This window comes from Streptomyces sp. NBC_00820, assembly GCF_036347055.1.
Classification (GTDB): Bacteria; Actinomycetota; Actinomycetes; order Streptomycetales; family Streptomycetaceae; genus Streptomyces.
Window position 1 is genome coordinate 2,580,091 of the sequence record NZ_CP108882.1, and the last position, 22,434, is coordinate 2,602,524.

Sequence of the window (22,434 nt, forward strand, 5' to 3'; positions counted from 1 at the left end):
GACGAGGACGAAGAGGTGGCGCCAGGAGTTCCGGTCACCGCGGTGCCGGTCGGGTTCTGTGACGAAATATGCACATGAGCGCTACGGGGCTGTCGAGCTGACGGGCCGTAGGCCCACGAGAACCGTGTCGACGATTCGCTCGGCGAGTCCCTCCGGGAGCTCCGCCTCCGGGCGCATGAAGGCGCGGACGACCATGGGGCCGACGACGATGTCGTTGACCAGCTCGATGTCGGCGTCCGCGCAAAGTTCGCCGTTGCGCTGCCCGCGGCGCAGCACCTCGTGGACCGCCTCGCGCCTCGGCGCTATCACGGTCGCCTCGTACGCCGCCCACAGCTTGGGGCTGCTCTTCATCTGGGCGTAGACGTTGTGCAGCATCATCGACGAGCGGTTGAGCAGGCCGCGCCTGCGCATCGTCTCCAGCAGGACGACCAGGTCGTCGCGCATCGAGGTGCCCGGCAGCTCGGGGTCGGGCGGTTCGGCGGCGCGCATGACGTCGACGAACAGCTCCTCCTTGCCGCTCCAGCGGCGGTAGATGGTGGCCTTGCCCACTCCGGCGGTGCGCGCGACGCGCTCGATGGAGAGTTCGGCGAGCGGGACGCCGTCCTCCAGGAGCTTCATCACGCCTTCCACGATGGCACGTTCCACGGCCTCGCTGCGGGGCCGCCCCCGGGTGGGGCAGGCCTGTCGCGGCCGGCTTCCGGCAAGGCTCACGTCGCTTCCGTCCTCTCACTGTGCTGCGGGAATTGTCCCGCAGCGGCCTCCCTCCCCCGTGGTGACACGTACGGTTCACGGTCCGCTTGCGGTTCGCGGACCGCTTACGACTCGCGGTCCGCGCTTACGGTTCGCGGTCCGCTCACGACTCTCGGACCGCCTACGACTCTCGGTCCGTGGCCGCGACCAGCTCCGGTTCCTTGTCGTCCGCCCGGTCGGCCGGCGGCCTGCCCGGCAGGAACAGGGCCGTGACCACGGCGCCGAGGAGCGCGACGGCCGTGCCGCACAGGGCGGTGACGTGCATGGCGTGCAGGAAGGCGTCGTGGGCCGGGGTGATCAGACCCTGGCCGCGCGGGCCGAGCTTGGCGGCGATACCGAGGGTGGCCTCGATGGACTCGCCGGCCGTCTCCCGCAGGCCGGACGGCAGCGCGCCGAGCTTGCCCTCGATGCCGTTGCGGTACGAGGTGGCGAGCACCGAGCCGAGGACGGCGATACCGAGGGCGCCGCCGACCTGGCGGAAGGTGTTGCTGAGCGCGGAGGCCGAGCCGGCCTTCTCGCGCGGCAGGGCCTGCATGATGACGACGGAGGTCGGCGTCATGATGTGCGCCATGCCGGTGCCCATGAGGAAGAAGACGACCTCCAGCTGCCAGATGGGCGTGTCGGCCTCGAAGCCGGCGAACGCGGCCAGCGTGGCGGCGATCAGCACCAGTCCCGTGGTGGTCGTGGCCTTGTTGCCGAACCGGTCGACCAGCAGCCGGGCCCGCGGCGCGAAGATCATCTGCGCGGCGGCCAGCGGCAGCATCAGCACACCGGACTCCAGCGGCGAGTAGCCGCGCACGCTCTGGGTGTAGAAGACACCGAAGAACGTGACGCCCATCAGCGCGAAGAAGACCAGCGCGATGGCGCTCATCGCGGCGGAGAAGACCTTGTTCCTGAAGTAGCTGACATCCAGTGACGGGTGGTCGCTGCGCTTCTCGAAGACGACGAACGCGGCGAGGACGACGAGGCCGGCGAGGATCGGCCCCAGCGCCTTGGCGTCGGTGAAGTCGGCCAGCTCGCCGCCCTTGATGATGCCGTAGACGAGCAGGATCAGGCCGACCACGGACAGCACGACGCCGACGGGGTCGAGACGGCCGGGGCTGGGGTCGCGGGAGTCGGGCACCAGCCACAGCATCAGCCCGAGCGCGACGATCACGATCGGGACGTTGATGAGGAAGACCGAACCCCACCAGAAGTGGTCCAGCAGCGCCCCGCCGGTGATCGGTCCGATGGCGATGGCGAGACCGACGCCGCCGGCCCAGATGCCGATGGCCTTGGGCTGCTCCTCGCGCTCGAAGACGTTCATCAGGACGGCAAGGGTCGCGGGCATCACGAAGGCGGCACCGAGGGCCATCACCGCGCGGTAGGCGATCAGCTGGCCCGGGGAGCCGGACTCGGCGGCCAGGGCCGAGCCGATGCCGAACACGACGATGCCGCCCAGCAGGACCTTCTTGCGGCCGAGGCGGTCGCCGATGAGGCCGGCGGTGAAGAGCAGCCCCGCGAAGACCAGGGTGTAGGCGTTGATCGCCCACTCGATCTGGCTCTGGGTGGCACCGAGTCCGACGGGCGCCGGGGTGGAGATGGTCTTGATGGCGACGTTCAGGATCGAGTTGTCGAGCACGACGATGAGCAGGCTCAACATGAGCACGCCGAGGATCGCCCAACGGCGCCGGTGCACTGCTTCCGGTATTCGGGAGGCAGGTACGGAAGTTGTCATGCGTTCGAGCCTAGAACCATTTCGATACGACACCGTCTCGTATCTGAATTCCTTTACCGAGCCCTTACGAGGCGGGGCCCGCCCGCGGCTCCGGCGGCCCGGAGGCGGGGTCGGAGGCGGGGTCGGAAGCAGCGTCGGAAGCGGGGTCGGAAGCGGCGTCGAGTGGATCACAGGGGGGTCCCCCTGGCCGTGTACGGCACGAGGTGCCACCATGGAGTCGATCCGGGGACGCCGTCAGGGCGCCTCGAGATGAAAGAAGGAGCCGTTGCCATGACGCAGCTTTCGGCTGCCCACACGAAGCCCTCCGACGGCAGCAAGGCGCTGTACGGGGGGAAGGGCACCCGTCGCATCACCGTCCGCGACATCACCCTCGCCAAGGAGCGGGGCGAGAAGTGGCCCATGCTCACCGCCTACGACGCGATGACCGCGTCCGTCTTCGACGAGGCCGGGATCCCGGTACTCCTCGTCGGCGACTCGGCGGGCAACTGCCACCTCGGGTACGACTCGACCGTGCCCGTCACCCTCGACCAGATGACCATGCTCTCGGCAGCCGTCGTACGGGGCACCAGCCGTGCCCTCATCGTCGGCGACCTGCCGTTCGGCTCCTACCAGGAGGGTCCGGTGCAGGCGCTGCGCTCGGCGACCCGGATGGTCAAGGAGGCCGGGGTCGGCGCGGTCAAGCTGGAGGGCGGCGAGCGCTCGCACGAACAGATCCGGCTGCTGGTCGAGGCCGGCATCCCCGTGATGGCGCACATCGGCCTGACCCCGCAGTCCGTCCACGCGATGGGCTACCGCGTGCAGGGGCGCGGCGAGGAGGCGGCCCAGCAGCTGCTGCGGGACGCCAAGGCCGTCCAGGACGCGGGAGCGTTCGCCGTCGTGCTGGAGCTGGTCCCCGCGGAGCTGGCCGCCGAGGTGACCCGGATACTGCACATCCCGACGGTCGGCATCGGCGCGGGCCCGGAGACGGACGCCCAGGTACTGGTGTGGACCGACATGCTGGGGCTGACGTCCGGCCGGGTGCCGAAGTTCGTCAAGAAGTACGCGAACCTGCGCGAGGTCATGGGTGACGCGGTGAAGGAGTTCGCCGACGAGGTCGTCGGCGGGGCCTTCCCGACGGAGGAGCACTCCGTCCACTAGCCACTGCGGCACCACCCCGGGCAGCCCGTCGATCTTCCCCCGTCGGCGGGCTGCCCGCTTTTCGTCCGCGGTGGCCGCGGGAATCCCGCCGGCGGCTGTAGGCGCTCTGTCGGCGGCCGCGGGCGGCTGTAGGCGCTCTGTCGGTGGATTGTCGGTGGGACCTGACATCGTCGTGGTCATGACGCGAATCGATGACAACCCCGGCGGCGGACGCTCCGCCGTGACCGTGCGGGGACTGGTCAAGCACTACGGGGAGACCAAGGCCCTGGACGGGGTCGACCTGGACGTGCGCGAGGGCACCGTGATGGGTGTGCTCGGGCCGAACGGTGCCGGCAAGACCACCCTCGTACGCATCCTGTCCACCCTGATCACGCCCGACGCCGGGCAGGCCACCGTGGCCGGCTACGACGTCGTACGCCAGCCCCGGCAGCTGCGCCGGGTGATCGGACTCACCGGCCAGTACGCCTCGGTGGACGAGAAGCTCCCGGGCTGGGAGAACCTGTACATGATCGGGCGGCTGCTGGACCTGTCCCGCAAGGACGCCCGCACCCGTGCCGACGAACTGCTGGAGCGGTTCTCGCTGACGGAGGCGGCCCGACGCCCGGCGTCGACGTACTCCGGCGGTATGCGGCGGCGCCTGGACCTGGCCGCGTCGATGATCGGCCGGCCGGAGGTGCTGTACCTGGACGAGCCGACCACCGGGCTCGACCCGCGCACCCGCAACGAGGTGTGGGACGAGGTCAAGGCCATGGTCGGCGACGGCGTCACCGTGCTGCTGACCACCCAGTACATGGAGGAGGCCGAGCAGCTCGCCTCGGAGCTGACCGTCGTGGACCGCGGCAAGGTCATCGCGAACGGCCGTATCGAGGAGCTGAAGGCCCGGGTCGGCGGCCGTACCCTGCGGGTGCGTCCGGTGGATCCGCTCCAGCTGCGGCCGCTCGCCGGCATGCTGGACGAGCTGGGCATCACCGGGCTCGCGGCCACCACCGTGGACACCGAGACCGGCACGCTGCTGGTGCCGATCCTGAGCGACGAGCAGCTGACCGCGGTGGTCGGCGCGGTCACCGCGCGCGGCATCACCATCTCCTCCATCACCACCGAACTGCCCAGCCTCGACGAGGTGTTCCTGTCCCTCACCGGCCACCGTGCCAGTGCCCCGCAGGACGCGACGCCCGCCGAATCCCGCGAGGAGGTCGCCGTATGAGCGCCACCACCACCCTGCCCGAGACCGCCGGCGTCGCCGACGCGCACATCACGCTGCGCGGGCACCTGCGCCACACCGGGGCGCTCATCCGCCGCAACCTGCTGTGGATCCGCCAGGACCCGGAGTCGATGTTCGACGCGCTGCTGATGCCGATCGTCTTCACGCTGCTGTTCGTGTACGTCTTCGGCGGCTCGATCGGGCAGGCCCTGGGCGGCGGTCAGGACCAGTACGTGCAGTACGTCATCCCCGGCATGCTGGCGATGATGAGCATGACGATGTCGCAGGGCGTCGGCACCGGCTTCAGCCAGGACTTCAACAGCGGTGTCATGGACCGTTTCCGGTCCCTGCCGATCGGGCGCGGCTCGGTGCTGTTCGCGAAGATCGCGGTGGAGCTGGGGCGGATGCTGTTCGCGACGGCCGTGCTGATGATCGTCGCCGTCCTGGTCGGCTTCGACATCACCAGCTGGAGCGGACTGCTCGCGACGGTGGCCCTGTCCACGCTGTTCGCCTCGTCGATCATGTGGGTGTTCATCACCCTGGGCGTCGTGATGAAGAGCGCGCAGTCCGTGCAGGCGATGGGCTTCCTGGTGCTGTTCCCGCTCCAGTTCGGCTCGTCGATCTTCGCGCCGACCAAGTCGATGCCGGGTTGGCTGCAGGCCTTCACCGACTACAACCCGCTGTCCACGCTGGCGGACGCGGCGCGCGGTCTGATGGTGGGCGGTCCGGTCACGCACGACCTGTGGGTGACGGTGGGCTGGTCCGTGGCGATCACCGCGGTGATGGCCCCGGTCGCGATCCACAAGTTCCGCACCAAGAGCTGACGTCGCCCGGCTCACACCAGGGCGGTGGCCTCCGCGAGGGAGAGGTCACCGCCTTCGGCGTACGCGGCGCCGTAGGCCGGCGCGTCGAGCGTCTCACGGATGCGCGCCTCGGTGAGGTCCGCGATCCGGCGTTCCATGCCGGAGGGGATGTGGCCGGGCGGCAGCAGGGCCTCGGCGGCGCCCAGGCAGCGGGCGGCGTCCGCGGCGCCGCTGTCGCCGTCGAGGCCGGCCAGGGCCATGGCCGCGACGGTGAGGCAGATGGAGGGCAACTGCGGGGTGACGGCCTCGGACAGCGGGTCGCGGGCGAGCCGCAGTGCCTTGCGGACGCGGGTGAGGGCCTCCCGCGAGCGGCCGTCGAGGGCGTCGAGCCACGCCTCCTGACCGATGATCATGGCATCGAAGACGACGAAGTGTGAGATCTTGAACTCCTCGCGCAGCAGGCACAGTTGCTCGCGCGCCTCGGCGGTACGGCCGGTGATGCCGAGCCAGACGGCGAGGAAGAGCCGGGCCGCGGGCATCCCCTCGTTGGTGGCGCCCTCCTGCTGGGCGATGACCTCACGCAGCAGGCGCTCGCCACGTTCGGCGTCGCCCGCCTCCACGAGGACACTGCCGAGCCGGGCGCCCAGCACGGCCATCTGGGCGCGGGCGCCGAGGCGTTCGGCGTGCTCCGTCGCGGCCTCGTAGTCGGCGGCGGCTTCCCGGTAGGCGCCCTTGCGCTCGTGCGCCTCGCCGCGCGCGGACAGCGCCTCGGCGATGCCCCAGTCGTCACCGAGGCGGCGGTAGATCTCCAGGGACTCGTTGGCGTCCATGGTGGCGTCGCCCGCCCAGGCGGTGCGGTTGGCCAGGAGGTTGGCGCGCATCTGCAGCGCGCCGGCCAGCTCCCATTCGAAGCCGGGGGTGTCCCGGCAGGTCCGCACGGCGGCGTCGACGATCGTGCGCATCCGCTCCACGCCGCCGGTGAGCATCTCCGCGAAGAACCACAGCATGCCCGGCGCCCGACAGGTCTGCGGCAGGCCGGGCTCGTAGACCTGGGTGACCGCCCGCAGCTTGGCCTGCGCCTCGGGGGTCTGCCAGAGGTCCAACTCCATGTCCATGCAGGCGAGGTGGGCGAGGTGGACACCGCGCCGGGCCTCGGTGAGGTCTTCGCCGGCGTAGGGGGGCGGAGCGTCGGTGCAGGGCTGCCACACCGGCAGGGCGCGGCGCACCGGCTCGGCGAACGGGTCCGGCCCGAGCGCCATGACCTCCTGGCACCAGGTGCGGGTCTCGATGCGCTGGTCGCGCAACTGCCAGAACCGCAACAGGGAATGGACCAGGGCGATCCCCTCCTGCTCGTCACCCAGGGCGACGGCGTGGCGCAGGGCGGTACGCAGGTTCTCGTACTCCAGCTCGATCCGGTCGATGGCGGCACGCTGTCCGGGGCCGCGCAGCAACGGGTCGGTGGTGCGGGCGAGTTCACGGTAGTACGTCAGATGGGCACGCTCGGCCGCGGCACGCTCGCCGGTCTCGTCCAGCCGCTCGGCCGCGTACTCGGCGACGGTCTCCAGGAGCCGGTAGCGCATCGCGCCGTCCGGCGAAGGGGCCGCCACCACCAGGGACTTGTCGACCAGCGAGCCGAGCGCGTCCAGGGCGAACGGGCCGCAGACGATCTCGGCGGCGGCCAGGTCGCAACCGCCCGCGAAGACGGACAGGCGGCGCAGCACGTCCCGTTCGTCGTCGTCGAGCAGGTCCCAGGACCAGTCCACGACGGCGCGCAGGGTCTGCTGGCGGGGCAGCACGGTACGGCTGCCGGAGGTGAGCAGCCGGAAGCGGTCGTCCAGCCGGTCCGCTATCTGGCGGGGTGTCAGCATGCGCAGCCGGGCGGCCGCCAGCTCGACCGCCAGGGGCAGTCCGTCCAGGCGGCGGCAGATCTCGGCGCACGCCTCGGGGTCGTCCTCGACGCGGAAGCCGGGCCGGGCCGCCGCGCCCCGCTCCGCGAGCAGCCGCAGCGCGACGGGTTCGGGCAGCGGCTCCACCGGTCTGAGCAACTCCCCCGGCACGCCGAGCGGTTCGCGGCTGGTGGCGAGGACGGTCAGCTCCGGACAGTCGGCCAGCAGGCGCTCGGCCAGGTGCGCGGCGGCCTCGACGACGTGCTCGCAGTTGTCGAGGATGACCAGCATGCGGCGCCGGGCGCAGTGTTCCACGAGCCGGGCGACGGGGTCGTCGTAGCGGTCGGCGACGGCGCGCATGCTCTCGACGCCGGCGCCGTGCAGCACGGTCTCGCGGGCGCCGATCGCGGTCAGTACGGCCTGCGGTACGGCGTCCGGGTCGTCCACGGGCGCCAGCTCGGCCAGCCACACCCCGTCCCGCGCGGTGTGCCGTACGGCCTCGGCGGCCTCCTGGGACAGCCGGGTCTTGCCGGCCCCGCCGGGCCCGAGCAGGGTGACCAGGCGGGCCGCCGTGAGGTCGGCGCCGATGGTCTCGATGTCGGCCTCCCGGCCGACGAAGGAGGTGAGCCGCGCGCGCAGGTTGCCCGGCACGGAGGGCACGACGACCCGTGCGGGCGCCGGCTCCGGCGCCTGCCGCGCCAGCAGCTCGGCGTGCAGGGCGCGCAGTTCGGGCCCCGGGTCGGAGCCGAGCCGGTCGGCGAGGAGCCGGCGTACGTCCTCGTAGCCTGCGAGCGCCTGGGCGGGGCGGCCCGCGTCGCGCAGGGCGCGCAGGCGCAGCGCCTGGAGGGGTTCGTCCAACGGGTGGCTGTCGCACAGGGCGGCCAGCTCGGGCAGGCACTGTTCGGCGTGCCCGAGGGCGAGGGCGGCGCCGTGCCGGGCGCGCAGCGCGTCCAGGCGGCGGGTCTCCCAGCGGGCCGCCTCCGCGGTGCGGTCGGGCAGGTCGGCGAGGGCGGGGCCGTGCCAGAGGGCGAGGGCGTCGTCGAGGAGGGCACCCGCCTTGGCCGGGTCGCCGTCGGCCAGGGCGGCGAGGCCCTCGCCGGTCAGCCGCTCGAAACGGGTGAGGTCGATGTCGTCGGGGGCGGCGACGAGCCGGTACCCGCCCTCGGCGGAGGCGACGGCGTCCGCCCCGAGCACCCGCCGCAGCCGGCCGACCAGTGCCTGCAGGGCCCCGGCCGCGTCGGCCGGCGGCTCGTCCCCCCACACCTCGTCCATCAGCACGCCGACCGGCACGGTGCGGCCGGGCCGCAGCGCGAGCACGGTCAGCAGGGCACGCAGCCGCGCCCCGCCGACGGGGACGGCCGTGCCGTCGGGGCGGAGTGCCTGGGTGGAGCCGAGAAGGGAAAAGCGCACGGGGTCCATTGTCCCCGGGGACGCCCGGGGACCGCCCCCGGGTTTCAGACCCGCGTGAATTGCGAGGAGTCCAGGGCGAGGATCCGGTCGGCGACGGGGATGCCGATCCGCTCGCCGACTCGCTCACGGCGTGTCGGCCACCAGGAACCTCTGGCTGGGCGCAGGACGTTTCCCCCACGTCACCGGTACGGTCGACCGCGTCACCCCACCGCCCCGAGTCAGGAGCCACATGACCACCGCTGCCACCCGAACCGCCGACCGCCGGATCAGTCCCGTCTTCGTCGGGATCCTGGCCGTCACGGCGGTGACCGGCTGGGCGACCTGGACGGGGTTCGCCGCGAAACCGGGCCTCGCGGTGTTCCTGTTCGTGACGTCGGCCTGGATCGTCTCCCTGTGCCTGCACGAGTACGCGCACGCGCGCACCGCCCTGCACAGCGGGGACATCTCGGTCGGCTCGAAGGGCTACCTGACGCTGAACCCGCTGAAGTACACGCACGCGCTGCTGAGCGTCGTGCTCCCGGTGCTGTTCGTGATCATGGGCGGGATCGGTCTGCCGGGCGGCGCGGTGTTCATCGAGCGCGGCCGGGTCCGGGGCCGCTGGCGGCACAGCCTGATCTCGGCGGCGGGTCCGCTGACGAACGTGCTGTTCGCTGCCGTGTGCACCGCGCCCTTCTGGCTGGGCGCCCTCGACGGGGTGCCCCGCGACTTCCGGTACGCGCTGGCGTTCCTCGCCCTGCTCCAGGTGAGCGCGGCGATCCTGAACTTTCTGCCGGTGCCGGGCCTGGACGGGTACGGGGTGATCGAGCCGTGGCTGTCGTACAAGGTGAAGCGGCAGGTGGAGCCGTTCGCCCAGTGGGGCCTGATGTTCGTGTTCGCGCTGCTGTGGGTGCCGTCGGTCAACCAGGTGTTCTTCGGCGTGGTCGACGACGTCATGCGCGCGCTGGGCGTGGGCGCCGACTCGTCCGACTGCGGCTACTGGCTCTACCGCTTCTGGCAGGGCACGCCCGAGCTGTGCGTCAGCCCGTGACGGAGCCGCCGCGCGCCGCGGTGGCCCGTCCGCGCTTGACGGCGAAGAAGGTCATGTTGGACGACAGGCCGGCCAGCAGCACCCAGATGATCCCCAGCCAGCTGCCCTGGACGAACGAGACGACCGCCGCGGCCACGGCGAGGAGGCAGACGATCAGGCTGTAGAGGGCGATACGGGGCATGGGGTTCGGCTCCTGTCGGGGGACACTGCTACGCCGACCAGTGTCCCCCATGCCCCCCGCGCACCCGTCGCCCGGGCACGCCGGGGTTGTCTCAGACGTCGGTGACGCGCAGCCCGGCGTGCGCCTTGTACCGGCGGTTGACCGAGATCAGGTTCGCGACCAGTCCCTCGACCTGGTGGGCATTGCGCAGCCGGCCCGCGTAGACACCGCGCATGCCGGGGATGCGCCCGGCCAGCGCCTGCACCAGGTCGGTGTCGGCCCGCTTGTCGCCGAGGACCATCACATCGGTGTTGATCTCCTCGGTCTCCGGGTCCTCCAGGAGGACGGCCGAGAGGTGGTGGAAGGCGGCGGTGACCCGGGAGTCCGGCAGCAGCGCGGCGGCCTGCTGGGCGGCGCTGCCCTCCTCGGGCGTGAGCGCGTAGGCGCCCTGCTTGTCGAAGCCGAGCGGGTTGACACAGTCCACGACGAGCTTGCCGGCCAGGTCCTCGCGCAGCGCGGTCAGGGTCGCGCCGTGGCCGTCCCACGGTACGGCGACGATCACGATGTCGCTGCGGCGCGCGGTCTCGGCGTTGTCGGCGCCCTCGACGCCGTACCCGAGTTCCTCGGCGGCGGCCTGGGCGCGCTCGGCGGCGCGCGAGCCGATGATCACCTTCTGGCCGGCCTTGGCGAGCCGGTGGGCGAGGCCCTTGCCCTGGGGGCCGGTGCCGCCGAGCACGCCGACGACGAGGCCGGAGACGTCGGGCAGGTCCCAGGGGTCCCTGGCGGGGGCCTTCGCGGCGGTGGGTGCGCTGTCGGTAGAGGTCATGCGCCGACTGTACGTCCGTGACGGACGGGGTGCCGGGCCGGGTGGGGCGCGGCACGGGCCCCGGGGCGGGGAGGGGTGACGGCGTCCCCAGGTCGGGCGAATCCGGGCCGAACTCCTCATCGGGTGCGACCGGTTGCGGCAGGATGCGGTCGCATGGACGCCGTACGGGTCGCGTTGCTGCGCGAAGTGCTCGCCGGAACCGAGTGGTTGGGGGCCACGCGGCGGTTCGCGGGGGTGCTGCGCGGCTCGGTGGTGGCCCACGGGGGCGGGCTGCTGCTGGTGGGCACGCCCGAGTACGAGCCCTGGCACCTGGCCGCGCACCTGGTGGACGAGGCGGCCTGGTCGGGCACGCCCGAGCTGGCCCCGACCCTGGTACGCCACGACGCCCGCCCCTGCGACCCCGCCCATCTCGCCGTCGGCCCGGGCAGGATCGAGGCGGCCCGCCGCGGCGAGACCCTCCTGGTCGTCGCCCCCGAGGAGCCCGCGGCCCTGCTGGAGCGGGTCCACGCGGCACGCCGCGCCGGGGCCACGGTCCTGTCCCTGGGCGCGGCCGCGGGCGAGCTGGCCGCGATGTCCCACGACGCGCTCCCCGTCCCCGAGACCGCGGAACTGGACCTGGACAGCGTCCAGCACCTGGTCAGTGCCGCGGCGGGCGAGAACGCCGGCCCTCCGAGACCGCGCAGGGGCTTCCGGGACCGCCTGTCCCGACTGGCCGACATCCTCACGGCCCCACCGGCGGCGCCCTGGTGAGCCCCCGCCGCCAGGCGCCGCGCTCAGCCTCGTTCGCCCGGCGTGCCGGCGTCCGCCGTGCCGTCGTTCGGTGTGTCGCCGTCCGCCGTGTCGTCGTCCGCCGCGCGGTCGTGCCAGCGGGGGTCGGTCTCCCATTCGAGGTTGCGTTCGCGTGCCGTCTCCAGGGCGCGCTGGGCCTCCTGCGGGCTGGTGTACGGCCCGAACCGGTTCCTGCCCGGGCAGTCGGGCCCCTCTTCGACCTTCTTGTGCTCCAGGCAGTAGTACCACTCGCCGGGCTTGCCGACGGTGCGCTTCTTGAACAGGGCCATCGACGGCTCCTCTCGCCACCCACATGTTCCCGCATGCCCGCTGGTTAGACTCGCTGGCATGTCTGGCCAGTCGCTGCTCGTACCAGGGGAGCTGTCTCCCACCCGTTCGGTGCCCGGAAACATCCGCCGCCCCGAGTACGTCGGAAAGCCCGCTCCGACTCCGTACACCGGGCCGGAGGTGCAGACCCCGGAGACCGTCGAGGCGATGCGGACCGCCGGCCGTATCGCCTCGCGGGCGATGGAGGAGGCCGCGAAGATCATCGCTCCCGGCGTCACCACGGACGAACTGGACAGGGTCGCGCACGCGTACATGTGCGACCACGGGGCCTACCCGTCCACGCTGGGCTACCGCGGCTTCCCCAAGTCGCTGTGCACGTCGGTCAACGAGGTCATCTGCCACGGCATCCCGGACTCGACGGTCCTCAAGGACGGCGACATCGTCAACCTGGACGTGACGGCGTACATCGGCGGGGTGCACGGCGACAACAACGCCACCTACCTGGTCGGGGACGTGGACGAGGAGTCGCGGCTGCTGGTGGAGCGCACCCGGGAGGCGCTGAACCGGGCGATCAAGGCGGTCAGGCCGGGGCGGCAGATCAACATCATCGGCCGGGTCATCGAGTCGTACGCCAAGCGCTTCGGCTACGGGGTGGTGCGGGACTTCACCGGGCACGGCATCAGCACCTCGTTCCACTCCGGGCTGATCGTCCCGCACTACGACAGTCCGCACGCGACGACCGTCATGCAGCCGGGGATGACCTTCACGATCGAGCCCATGCTGACGCTGGGCACGCACGAGTACGACATGTGGGACGACGGCTGGACCGTCGTGACGAAGGACCGCGCGCGCACGGCCCAGTTCGAGCACACGCTGGTGGTGACGGACACGGGAGCGGACATCCTGACCCTGCCGTGACCGGAGCACGCCGAAACGGAGGCCCGTCCCGACCTGTCGGGGCGGGCCTCCCCGCGTTCGCGTCCCGGTGGCGCGGCTCGTCCACCGTCAGGCTTCCCGATGTTTTCCCGACGTCCTGTCGGTAAACTTACCGACAGGACGTCGGCAACCCGGGGAGAGCCCATGGAGTCGTTCTCGAGCCTCATCCGCACCGCGTCACGCGAGCAGCACGGGCGCGTGCGCGCCTCCGCGTTCATCGGCGGCCTGCTCGACGGCAGGCTGGGCGTGTCCGCGTACGCCCGCTACACCGAGCAGCTGTGGTTCGTCTACGAGGCGCTGGAGAGTGCGGCCGAGCGGCTGGCGGCGGACCCGGTGGCCGGGCCGTTCCTCCGGCCGGAGCTGCTGCGGCTGCCCGCGCTGGAGCGGGACCTGGCGCATCTGCGCGGCGCGGACTGGCGGGCGGGCCTGTCCGCGCTGCCCGCGACCCGGGCCTACGCCGACCGCATCCGCGCGTGCGCCGCGCACTGGCCCGGCGGCTACGTCGCCCACCACTACACCCGCTACCTCGGCGACCTGTCCGGCGGCCAGATCATCCGCGACCGGGCGGAGAGCACATGGGGCTTCGCGCGGAAGGGCGACGGGGTCCGCTTCTACGTCTTCGAGGGGATCGCCAACCCGGCCGAGTTCAAGCGGGGTTACCGCACCCTGCTGGACTCGGTCGACGCGGACGAGCTGGAGCGGCAGCGGATCGTGACCGAGTGCCGGGAGGCGTACGCCCTGAACGCGGGGGTCTTCCGGGCCCTGGACGAGGAGTTCCCGCTGACGGCGTAGGGCCCCGGCCGGAGGCCGCCTTCCGGACCTTGGGCGCGGAGTGCGCGTGGGCCTTGGGGGCGGGGTGCGCGTGGGCCTTGGGCGCAAAGTCCCCGCCCTCCCCCGGACGCGGAGTCCCCGCTCGGCGTCCGGGGGCCCGGCCGGAGCCGGACGGCGGGACCTGGGGGGTGTCGTTTGGATCAGGTCGGATCAGGCCGCGGCGTCCGGTGCGGTGCCTCGCAAGGCGGAGGATCTGCCGCGTACCGGACGTACTCGGCTGATCCGACAACGCGGCGAGGTGCCGTGCCGGGCGTCGCGAACCCGAGCTGATCCAAACGACACCCCCTAGCTGTATTGCCCTGTGAGGTTGGGGACGCGGCTGGCGGGTGGTTTGCCTGCGAGCGCGGTGTGTCCGCGGTGGTGATTGTAGGAGTGCAGCCAGCGGGGGAACGCGTCGCGTCGTTCCTGTTCTGAGTGGTAGGGCTTTGCGTAGGCCCATTCGTCGAGCAGGGTGCGGTTGAGTCGTTCGACCTTGCCGTTGGTCTGTGGCCGGTAGGGCCGGGTTCGCTTGTGGGTGATCCCGGCCGCCGTCAGGGTTTCGCGCCAGAGGTAGGACTTGTAGCAGGCTCCGTTGTCGGTCAGGACCCGTTCGACGGTGATCCCGACGCCGGTGAAGTAGGCGTGTGCGCGTGTCCAGAAGGCGGTGGCGGTCTCTTTCTTCTCGTCCGTGTGGATCTCGCTGTAGGCGAGGCGGGAGTGGTCGTCGACGGCGGTGTGGATGTAGCTGTAGCCGGCTCCGGAGCGGGTTTTGCGGCCTGCCTGGCGGCCCAGGGCCTTGTGGCCGCCGCCGTCGGGGATGTTGCCGAGCTTCTTGATGTCCACGTGCACGAGTTCGCCGGGCCGGTCGCGTTCGTAGCGGCGTATGACCCGGCCGGTGGCTCGGTCGAGGTGGCTGAGCCGGGCCAGGCCGAAGCGGACCAGGATGCGGTGCACGGTGGAGGGCACCAGGCCCAGCAGGTGCGCGATGCGGGCAGGTCCCCACCGCCGTGTGAGGCGGACCTTGATGATCCGGCGTTCGGCCCGCGTCGGCGTGCGTCGAGGGCTGTGGTGGGGGCGGCTGGAACGGTCGCTCATCCCCGCCTCGCCGAGTTGGCGGTATCGCCCGGCCCACCGCTGGGCTGTGGTCGGCGAGACCTGGAACCGCTCCGCCGCCCGGCGCAGAGGCCATCCGTCATCAACCACGCAGCGGGCCAGCCGCAGACGTCCGGTCTCGGTCAGAGGTGCATTACGGTGGGGCATGAGGGCCTTTCGGGCTGGTGTAGACGTCGCAATCCACACCGAACCCGGAAGGCCCTCACTCGTTCAAGATCCCCAGACGGTGACCACTGTCACCGCACCCAACCTCCGTGGACAGAACACCTAGCGCTCCAGGTACACCCGTCCGCCGACCTCCACCCAGCCGTGCGGCTGTGGTGCGGTCAGGATCTGGGAGCCCTGGCCCTGGGTGATGTTCAGGGCGCGGCCCAGCCGGTCGGTGAGCAGGAGGGCCGCGGCGCCGGTCGCCTCGTCCTCGTCGATGCCGTCGTCACGTCCGGGGAAGGCGCGGGCGCGGACGCGGCCGGCCGACTCGTCCGCCCAGGCCCACGCGTAGATCCACTCGCCGGGCGGCGGCACGTCGAGGGCGTCGACCTCGGCGGCGGTGGCGTACTGGCGCAGCGTGCGCGGCGGGGCCCACTCCGCGCGGGCCTCGATCCAGGTGAACTCGCCGTCCAGGCGGGTGCCCACCACGCCCGCGGGCGTGACCAGTTCGGGCACGTCCAGCAGCCACGCGGTGCCGACGCAGGGGTGACCGGCGAAGGGCAGCCGCAGGGTGGGGGTGTAGATGTCGATCAGTCCGCGCTCGGGGTCGTCCACGAACACGGTCTCACTGAAGCCCAGTTTGGCGGCGAGCTCCTGCCGGTCGCTCCGCTCGGGCATGACCGAGCCGTCACGGACGACACCGAGTTCGTTGCCGTATCCGCCGTTCGGTCCGCAGAAGACGCGGAGTACGTCGTAGTCAGTCACGGGGGAATTGAAACATCGCGGCAGCGGCGAGCGCGTCCCAGGCGGGGGCGCCTCCGGGCAGGTGCCAGGAGCGGGTGCGGGCCTCCTCGTACGGCAGGCCGGAGAGGGTGTCGGCGTACGCCTGCCGCCAGGCCTCCCGCTCCCGCGCGGCGCCGGGTTCGGCCGGCCGCGGGCCCGTCCGCCCCGTCCGCCGCTCGTGGTGCGCGGTCAGCTCCGCGGCCTCCCGGCGCCAGTCCTCCTCGTCCGGCACCCGGGCGAGCACCAGGCACGGCGGCGTCCGCCCCTCGGCGAGCGCGGCGACGGCGCGGTCGTGGCCGTCGAGGAGCAGCCAGCCGTCCAGGGCGGTCACCCACCACAGCAGGACCGGCGCCAGGGCGCCCTCGCGGGCGGCCTTGCGGTAGGCCTTCACGCGCGGCGCGTCCTCGGGCGAGAGCGCGCGCAGAGGCACCACCCCGTGCCAGCCGAGCGCCGACCAGTCGAGGTGGGCGTGGGGCCAGTCGCGGACGAAGTCCTCGCCGTGCCAGACGTACGGCGGGAAGACGCGGCGCACCCCGAGCAGCCAGCGCCCGTCGTGCAGCGGGCCGCACGGTGACTCCTCCAGCCACCGGGCGCAGGTGTGAACCCAGTTGCCGGGGTCGCGCATCAGCGCGGCACGGACCGGCGGGAGGGGTGGGCGGTAGCCGTCGTACCGGCTGACGCGAACACCCTGGTTCCCCTCCTCCACCCGGCCCAGCAGCACCACGCGCCCGCCCTGGCGGAGCAGCATGCGGCCGCCGTCGGCCACTTCGAAGCGCAACGGCGGCGGGCCGGGCCGGTCCCGGACGTCCAGCACGAGGCCCCCGGCCCCCAGCGGCTCCCTGCGCGCGCGTCCCATGCCCCGCACCCTGCCACGCCCCGACACCGCTTTACCCGCCTTTTACCGCCCGCTGGTGCCCCTTTTGGGCGCACGGAGAACGAGTCGCGTCCGTGACCTTTCCGTGAGATCTGAATCACGATCCGTAGGGGTACGACTGAGGTAAGCCTCGGGTAAGTTAGGGCAGCCTCACCACACCAGATCCGCTGGAGCCTGCATGCGAGCCGTCCGACTGACCGTCACCGCCGCCACCACTGTGGCCGCTCTGTGCGCTTTGCCGGCCTGCACCGCGAAGAGCGACGCCAAGGACGGGGACGCCATCCAGGTCACCGCCGCCGACGCGAAGTGCGAGACCTCCGCGAAGTCGGTCCCGGCGGGTCAGGTCACGCTGAAGATCGAGAACAAGGGCGCGAAGGCGACCGAGGTCGAGATCCTCTTCCCGGACGACCGGATCGTCTCCGAGAAGGAGAACATCGGGCCGGGCACCAAGTACACGCTGACCGCCGAGGTGAAGGCCGGGTCGTACGAGATCGCCTGCCGCCCGGGCATGAAGGGCCGAGGAGTCCGGCAGAAGCTCGACGTGACCGGCTCCGGCGCGGTCGCCAAGCGCGACCCGCGGCTGGACAAGGCGGTCGCCGACTACCGCGAGTACGCCCAGGAGCAGGCCGACGCCACCGTGCCGCTCGCCAAGACCTTCGCCGACGCGGTCAAGGCCGGCGACCTCGACGCCGCCAAGAAGGCCTACGCGCCCTCGCGGGTCGGCTGGGAGCGCACCGAGCCGGTCGCGGAGTCCTTCGGTGACATCGACCCGAAGACCGACACCCGCGCCGACGGCCTGGAGAAGGGCCAGAAGTGGACGGGCTGGCACCGGCTGGAGAAGGCCCTCTGGCAGGACAAGAAGATCGGCGCCGAGGACAAGACCCTCGCCGACCAGCTCGTCACCGACCTGACGGACTGGCAGAAGCGCGTCGGCAAGGCCGCGATCACCCCGACCTCCATGGCCAACGGCGCCAAGGAACTCCTCGACGAGGTCGCCACCGGCAAGGTCACCGGCGAGGAGGACCGCTACTCGCACACCGACCTGTCCGACTTCAAGGGCAACGTCGAGGGCGCCGAGAAGGCGTACGAGCTGCTGAAGCCGGTCGCCGCCAAGAACGACCCGGCGCTGGCCACGGAACTGGACAAGCAGTTCGCGGCGCTGGACAAGATGCTCGACACGTACAAGTCCGGCACGGGCGCGACCGACTTCGTCTCCTACGACAAGGTCACCAAGGACCAGCGCAAGGAACTGTCGGACGCCGTCAACGCCCTCGCGGAGCCGCTGTCCAAGCTGGCCGCGGCCGTCGTGAAGTAAGCAGGAGCGGAAGATGACCGAGAACCAGGGCGGCGGCTCGCCGTCGCGTCGCGCGCTGATCGGCTGGGGCGGTGCCGGGCTCGCGCTCGGTGCCGCCGCGGCCGGCGGCGCGGTGGCCGCGGCCAGGGCGGGCGACGACGTACAGCCGGCGGGCGCCGAGGTGGGCGCCGCCGTGGAGTTCCACGGCGGCCACCAGGCGGGCATCGCCACACCGGTGCAGGACCGCCTGCACTTCGCCGCGTTCGACGTGAAGACCGACGACCGCGACGAGTTCGTGCAGATGCTGAAGGACTGGACCGCGGCCGCGCGCCGGATGACCGCCGGGAAGCCGGTCGGCGAGGGCGCGTACGGCGGACTGGCCGAGGCGCCGCCGGACGACACCGGTGAGGCCCTGGGGCTCAAGCCCTCGCGGCTGACCCTCACCATCGGCTTCGGGCCCTCGTTCTTCGAGAGGTTCGGGCTGTCCGGGAAGCGGCCGGAGGCACTGGCCGACCTTCCTCCGTTCCCGGGCGACAACCTGGACCGGACCCGCACCGGCGGCGACCTGTGCATCCAGGCCTGCGCGGACGACCCGCAGGTCGCCGTGCACGCCATCCGCAACCTGGCCCGCATCGGCTTCGGCAAGGTCGCCATCCGCTGGTCCCAGCTCGGCTTCGGCAAGACCTCCTCCACCACCCCGGACGCCCAGACACCCCGCAACCTGATGGGCTTCAAGGACGGCACCCGCAACATCGCGGGCACCGAGACCGGCCGGCTGGAGAAGTTCGTGTGGGCCGGCGAGGAGGACGGCGCCGGGAAGACCCGCTGGATGACCGGGGGGTCGTACCTCGTCGCCCGCCGCATCCGGATGAACATCGAGACCTGGGACCGGACCTCGCTGCAGGAGCAGGAGGACGTCTTCGGCCGGGACAAGAAGGAGGGCGCCCCGGTCGGCAGGGCCAAGGAGCACGACGCGCCGTTCCTGAAGGCGATGAAGCCGGACGCGCACGTGCGCCTCGCGCACCCCGACGCCAACGGCGGGATCACGATCCTGCGCCGCGGCTACTCCTTCACCGACGGCACCGACGGCCTCGGCCGGCTCGACGCGGGCCTGTTCTTCCTGGCCTACATGCGCGACGTGCGCGAGGGGTTCATCCCGCTGCAGCGCAAGCTGTCGGCGTCGGACGCGCTCAACGAGTACATCCAGCACGTGGGTTCGGCGGTCTTCGCCGTTCCGCCCGGCGTCCGTGACCAGGACGACTGGTGGGGCAGCACGCTGTTCTCGAAGGAGGCGTAGCCCGTGTTCTCCAACTACCTGATCGGCCTGCGCGAGGGCCTGGAGGCGTCGCTCGTCGTCTGCATCCTCATCGCCTACCTCGTCAAGACCGGCCGCAGGGACGCCCTGAAGCCGATCTGGACCGGCATCGCCATCGCGATCGCCCTCGCGATGGGCTTCGGCTGCGCGCTCGAGTTCGGCTCGCAGGAGATGACGTTCGAGGCACAGGAGGCGCTCGGCGGCTCGCTGTCGATCGTCGCCGTCGTCCTGGTGACCTGGATGGTGTTCTGGATGCGGCGCACCGCCCGGCACCTGAAGGCCGAGCTGCACGGCAAGCTGGACGCGGCTCTCGCGCTGGGCACGGGCGCGCTGGTCGCCACCGCGTTCCTGGCCGTCGGCCGGGAGGGCCTGGAGACCGCGCTGTTCGTCTGGGCCTCGGTGCACGCGGCCAGCGACGGCACCCCGCGCCCGCTGGTCGGCGTGGCCCTCGGACTGGCGACGGCCGTCCTGCTGGGCTGGCTGTTCTACCGGGGCGCCCTGCGGATCAACCTCGCCAAGTTCTTCACCTGGACCGGCGGCATGCTGGTCGTGGTCGCGGCGGGCGTGCTGGCGTACGGCTTCCACGACCTTCAGGAGGCCAACTGGGTCCCGGGCATCGCGGACCTCGCCTTCGACATCAGCGGCACGATCGCGCCGGACAGCTGGTACGGCACCCTCCTCAAGGGCGTCTTCAACTTCCAGCCGGACCCGACGGTCGTCCAGCTCACGGTCTGGGCGCTGTACCTGGTGCCGACCCTGTCCGTCTTCCTGCTCACGCCGGAGCTGCGCGCCCGGCTGCGCGGCGGGCGGAGCGGGACGGCGGTCCCCACCGCCGGGGACAAGGTCTCCGCTTCCGAGTGACGCACCCGTGACGGCGTCCGGGTGGCAGGATCCCCTTGGGGGGACCGGCCGCCCGGGCGCCGCTGTGTCCCGGTAGGGTTCGCCTCCGGAAAGGGGAGGGTGAAGGCACCTCATGAGCAGGGATCGCAGGCGCGGCGGGCTTCGTAGGCGCGAACGGAACGCACTCATGGCGGTCTCGCTGGCCGCTCTGTCGTTGACGGTGAGCGGCTGCGTGGTGGTGCACGGGGAACGCGAGGTGCTTCCCGCCACCACCCGCGCCGAGGCCACCAAGGCCCTCGAGAGCTTCACGGAGGCGTACAACAAGGCCGACAAGGCGTACGACGGTTCGCTGGACGCGGACCACGTCACCGGCCCCCTCGCCGACATCGACTCCGCCCGGCTGAAGGCGGGGCACGTCAACAGCCCGGCAGGCAACGCGAACCACACGCCGCTGGAGCTGACGGACGCGAAGTTCACCATTCCGAAGAAGGCCGGCTGGCCCCGCTGGTTCGTCGCGGACGCCCGCGGCAACAAGGGCGGCACGGCCCGCTGGTTGCTGGTCTTCACCCGCAACACCCTTGGCGCGCCCTGGCAGGTGGCGTATCTGACGCTGCTCGCGCCCGGTGACATACCGCGGTTCAGGACGGACAAGGACGGGTGGGCCGAAGCCGTGCCCGCCGACTCCACGGGAACCGCGGTCCCGCCGCGCGAGCTGAGCAAGGACTACGCGGCCTATCTCAAGAGCGGCGGGAAGGTCTTCGCGGACGGCCGCAACACGAGCGGCTGGCGCACGGGCCGCCGGCAGCAGGCCACCAAGCCGGGGCTGGTGCGGCAGTACATCGACGAGCCGCTGACCCAGGGCGACTACGCGCCGCTCGCGCTGCGCACGGCGGACGGCGGGGCGCTGGTCTTCTTCACCACGCGCCACTACGAGAAGCAGACCGCCGCCGCGGGCACCTCCATATCGATCCCGAACAGGGACGTGCAGGCCCTGACCAAGGGCGACGTCGGGCAGACGCTGACCCTGGAGTTCGTCTCCAACGAGGTCGCCCTCGACCCGGCCGGCAGCGGCCCGGTCAACGTCCTGGGCCGAGTCCAGGGCCTGACGGCGGCACGGGGCGAATGACCCATGCCGGGGGCTGCCCGCCTCGGGTGCGGTGTCACCGGCGGGGGCTGCGGCCCGGGAGCGGTATTACGGGAGCGGTATTACGGGGGCGGGCCCGGTGCGGGCCCACAAGGGCGCTGCGACGACGGTCCACGAGCAGCGCCTCGGGCGCCGGGCCGGGAGCAACGCTTCGGCGCCGGCCCGGGAGCGGTGTGACCGGCGCGGGCTGCCGCACGGTGTTCAGTGGCGCAGTGGCCAGACCGTGTTCTCGTGGTCGGGCTCCGTGCCGGCGTGCCGGGCGCAGGAGTCCGTGAGCGCCTCCAGCAGGCTCAGCGGGTCGGGCAGCGGGTGTTCGGGGCCGCGTACCCAGCTCACCTGCCGGCCGGCGTCGCCGGGCAGCCGGGCGGGCGGTACGAGGACGTAGGAGCCCCGGCAGTGCCAGCGCAGGCCGGGGTGCTCGTCCATGGTCTCGGGGTGGCAGTCCAGCGCGCAGGGCCACCACTCGTCCTCATCCTCGGGGGTGCCCCGGGTGAGGGTGAAGAACAGCATGCGGCCGTCGTCGCTCTCGGCGACCGGCCCTACCTCGACGCCCTCGCCGAGCAGCCGGTCCAGTGCCTCGCGGCCGGCCTTCAGGGGGACATCGAGGACGTCGTGGACCATGCCGGTGGCGGTGATGAAGTTGGCCTGCGGCTGCTCGCGGGCCCAGCGCTCGATCTGGGCGCGGTCGGTGGTGGCCTGGGTCTGCCAGGCCAGCGACACCGGGTGCCGGGCCGGGGTGGGGCAGCCGACGCGGTCGCAGGAGCAGCCGTAGCCGGGGGCCGGGTGCGCGGCGGGGGCCAGCGGCAGTCCCGCCTCGGCGGCGGCGAGCAGCAGGGTGTCACGGCCGCCGTCGTCGTCGGCGGTCTCCTTCGGGCGGCGTCCGCGCAGCCACTGGGAGAGTCTGCCCTGCCGGCCGGAACGGCCGCCGAACGTCGCGCTCATCTATCCCCTCGCCTCGCTGTGTGCGGACAGCATGCCTCATCGTCCCACCTTCTCGCGCTCCGGGGGGCCCGAGCAGGGATCCGGAGGAACGGGACGAGATGTGCCTCACATCCTGGGTGCCGTCCGCAGGGACGCTCTGCCGTTGCCAGGGCGGGGCGGGTCCGGCGATGCCGTCACCGGGGGGGCGGGACCGGCGGCGCCGTCACCCGGGGGGAGCGGGACCGCCGGTGTCGGGCGCGTGAGGTCGAGGGTGTCCCGGGGGC

General features: G+C 72.2%; 21 protein-coding genes. 11 read left to right on the forward strand and 10 right to left on the reverse strand.

The features are described 5' to 3' along the window. Window positions 1–81 precede the first annotated feature (81 nt). Complete coding sequence (locus tag OIB37_RS11790; protein WP_330457527.1) at window positions 82–711, reverse strand: TetR/AcrR family transcriptional regulator; 630 nt, start codon at window positions 709–711, stop codon at window positions 82–84. Between the two features lie 160 nt (window positions 712–871). Further along, window positions 872–2,467, reverse strand: a complete 1,596-nt coding sequence (locus OIB37_RS11795) for an MFS transporter (RefSeq protein ID WP_330457528.1) — start codon at window positions 2,465–2,467, stop codon at window positions 872–874. 270 nt (window positions 2,468–2,737) lie between these two features. Here OIB37_RS11795 and panB point away from each other — a divergent pair, with 270 nt between their 5' ends. From panB to OIB37_RS11810, 3 genes are all read left to right on the forward strand, one after another. Next, the gene (gene panB, locus OIB37_RS11800) at window positions 2,738–3,604 is read left to right on the forward strand and encodes a 3-methyl-2-oxobutanoate hydroxymethyltransferase (protein ID WP_330457529.1); all 867 of its coding nucleotides are present in this window, start codon (window positions 2,738–2,740) and stop codon (window positions 3,602–3,604) included. Window positions 3,605–3,782: 178 nt separating this feature from the next. Beyond that, window positions 3,783–4,808, forward strand: a complete 1,026-nt coding sequence (locus tag OIB37_RS11805) for an ATP-binding cassette domain-containing protein (protein WP_330457530.1) — start codon at window positions 3,783–3,785, stop codon at window positions 4,806–4,808. After that, window positions 4,805–5,629 carry an ABC transporter permease gene (locus OIB37_RS11810; RefSeq protein WP_330457531.1) on the forward strand — a complete coding sequence of 275 codons (825 nt, stop codon included), beginning with the start codon at window positions 4,805–4,807 and terminating at the stop codon, window positions 5,627–5,629. The genes OIB37_RS11805 and OIB37_RS11810 overlap by 4 nt, the downstream gene beginning before the upstream one ends. 11 nt (window positions 5,630–5,640) lie before the next feature. Here OIB37_RS11810 and OIB37_RS11815 read toward each other — a convergent pair whose 3' ends face one another. Beyond that, entirely contained in the window at window positions 5,641–8,913 is a 3,273-nt protein-coding gene (locus OIB37_RS11815) for a BTAD domain-containing putative transcriptional regulator (protein ID WP_330457532.1), read from the reverse strand. A gap of 220 nt (window positions 8,914–9,133) precedes the next feature. On the opposite strand from OIB37_RS11815, the gene OIB37_RS11820 reads away from it, so the two are divergent. After that, window positions 9,134–9,931, forward strand: coding sequence for a site-2 protease family protein (locus tag OIB37_RS11820; protein WP_330457533.1), 798 nt, complete (start codon window positions 9,134–9,136; stop codon window positions 9,929–9,931). Here OIB37_RS11820 and OIB37_RS11825 read toward each other — a convergent pair. Both OIB37_RS11825 and npdG read right to left on the reverse strand, forming a co-directional pair. Then, window positions 9,921–10,163, reverse strand: coding sequence for a hypothetical protein (locus tag OIB37_RS11825; RefSeq protein ID WP_443058140.1), 243 nt, complete (start codon window positions 10,161–10,163; stop codon window positions 9,921–9,923). The genes OIB37_RS11820 and OIB37_RS11825 overlap by 11 nt on opposite strands. Window positions 10,164–10,203: 40 nt before the next feature. Continuing rightward, entirely contained in the window at window positions 10,204–10,917 is a 714-nt protein-coding gene (npdG, locus tag OIB37_RS11830) for an NADPH-dependent F420 reductase (protein ID WP_330457535.1), read from the reverse strand. A 153-nt stretch (window positions 10,918–11,070) separates the two neighbouring features. On the opposite strand from npdG, the gene OIB37_RS11835 reads away from it, so the two are divergent. Further along, complete coding sequence (locus tag OIB37_RS11835) at window positions 11,071–11,667, forward strand: hypothetical protein (RefSeq protein ID WP_330457536.1); 597 nt, start codon at window positions 11,071–11,073, stop codon at window positions 11,665–11,667. A gap of 23 nt (window positions 11,668–11,690) precedes the next feature. Here the strand turns inward: OIB37_RS11835 and OIB37_RS11840 are convergent, their stop codons facing one another. After that, complete coding sequence (locus OIB37_RS11840; protein WP_330457537.1) at window positions 11,691–11,975, reverse strand: hypothetical protein; 285 nt, start codon at window positions 11,973–11,975, stop codon at window positions 11,691–11,693. A 58-nt stretch (window positions 11,976–12,033) separates the two neighbouring features. Between OIB37_RS11840 and map the strand changes: the two genes are divergently transcribed. After that, a complete protein-coding gene (map, locus tag OIB37_RS11845; protein ID WP_330457538.1) occupies window positions 12,034–12,891 on the forward strand; it encodes a type I methionyl aminopeptidase in 858 nt (285 codons plus the stop codon). Between the two features lie 162 nt (window positions 12,892–13,053). Further along, on the forward strand, window positions 13,054–13,701 hold the full coding sequence (locus tag OIB37_RS11850; protein WP_330457539.1) for a biliverdin-producing heme oxygenase: 648 nt from the start codon (window positions 13,054–13,056) through the stop codon (window positions 13,699–13,701). Window positions 13,702–14,025: 324 nt separating this feature from the next. On the opposite strand, the gene OIB37_RS11855 is transcribed toward OIB37_RS11850, so the two are convergent. The 3 genes from OIB37_RS11855 to OIB37_RS11865 all read right to left on the reverse strand — a co-directional run bounded on the left by OIB37_RS11855 (window position 14,026) and on the right by OIB37_RS11865 (window position 16,618). Next, window positions 14,026–14,979 carry an IS481 family transposase gene (locus tag OIB37_RS11855; protein WP_330457540.1) on the reverse strand — a complete coding sequence of 318 codons (954 nt, stop codon included), beginning with the start codon at window positions 14,977–14,979 and terminating at the stop codon, window positions 14,026–14,028. Window positions 14,980–15,099: 120 nt separating this feature from the next. Beyond that, a complete protein-coding gene (locus OIB37_RS11860; protein ID WP_330457541.1) occupies window positions 15,100–15,744 on the reverse strand; it encodes a PhzF family phenazine biosynthesis protein in 645 nt (214 codons plus the stop codon). Beyond that, window positions 15,737–16,618 (reverse strand): hypothetical protein, encoded by an 882-nt coding sequence (locus OIB37_RS11865; protein WP_330457542.1) that lies wholly within the window; start codon window positions 16,616–16,618, stop codon window positions 15,737–15,739. Before OIB37_RS11865 ends, OIB37_RS11860 begins: the two co-directional genes overlap by 8 nt. Window positions 16,619–16,814: 196 nt before the next feature. Between OIB37_RS11865 and efeO the strand changes: the two genes are divergently transcribed. The 4 genes from efeO (at window position 16,815) to OIB37_RS11885 (ending at window position 21,211) form a co-directional block, all read left to right on the forward strand. Beyond that, complete coding sequence (efeO, locus tag OIB37_RS11870; protein WP_330457543.1) at window positions 16,815–17,951, forward strand: iron uptake system protein EfeO; 1,137 nt, start codon at window positions 16,815–16,817, stop codon at window positions 17,949–17,951. Between the two features lie 13 nt (window positions 17,952–17,964). Continuing rightward, entirely contained in the window at window positions 17,965–19,227 is a 1,263-nt protein-coding gene (gene efeB, locus OIB37_RS11875) for an iron uptake transporter deferrochelatase/peroxidase subunit (RefSeq protein WP_330457544.1), read from the forward strand. A gap of 3 nt (window positions 19,228–19,230) precedes the next feature. Next, complete coding sequence (efeU, locus tag OIB37_RS11880; protein ID WP_330457545.1) at window positions 19,231–20,106, forward strand: iron uptake transporter permease EfeU; 876 nt, start codon at window positions 19,231–19,233, stop codon at window positions 20,104–20,106. 112 nt (window positions 20,107–20,218) lie between these two features. Beyond that, a complete protein-coding gene (locus OIB37_RS11885; RefSeq protein WP_330457546.1) occupies window positions 20,219–21,211 on the forward strand; it encodes a hypothetical protein in 993 nt (330 codons plus the stop codon). A gap of 219 nt (window positions 21,212–21,430) precedes the next feature. On the opposite strand, the gene OIB37_RS11890 is transcribed toward OIB37_RS11885, so the two are convergent. Further along, window positions 21,431–22,171 (reverse strand): bifunctional DNA primase/polymerase, encoded by a 741-nt coding sequence (locus OIB37_RS11890; RefSeq protein ID WP_330457547.1) that lies wholly within the window; start codon window positions 22,169–22,171, stop codon window positions 21,431–21,433. Window positions 22,172–22,434: the final 263 nt, after the last annotated feature.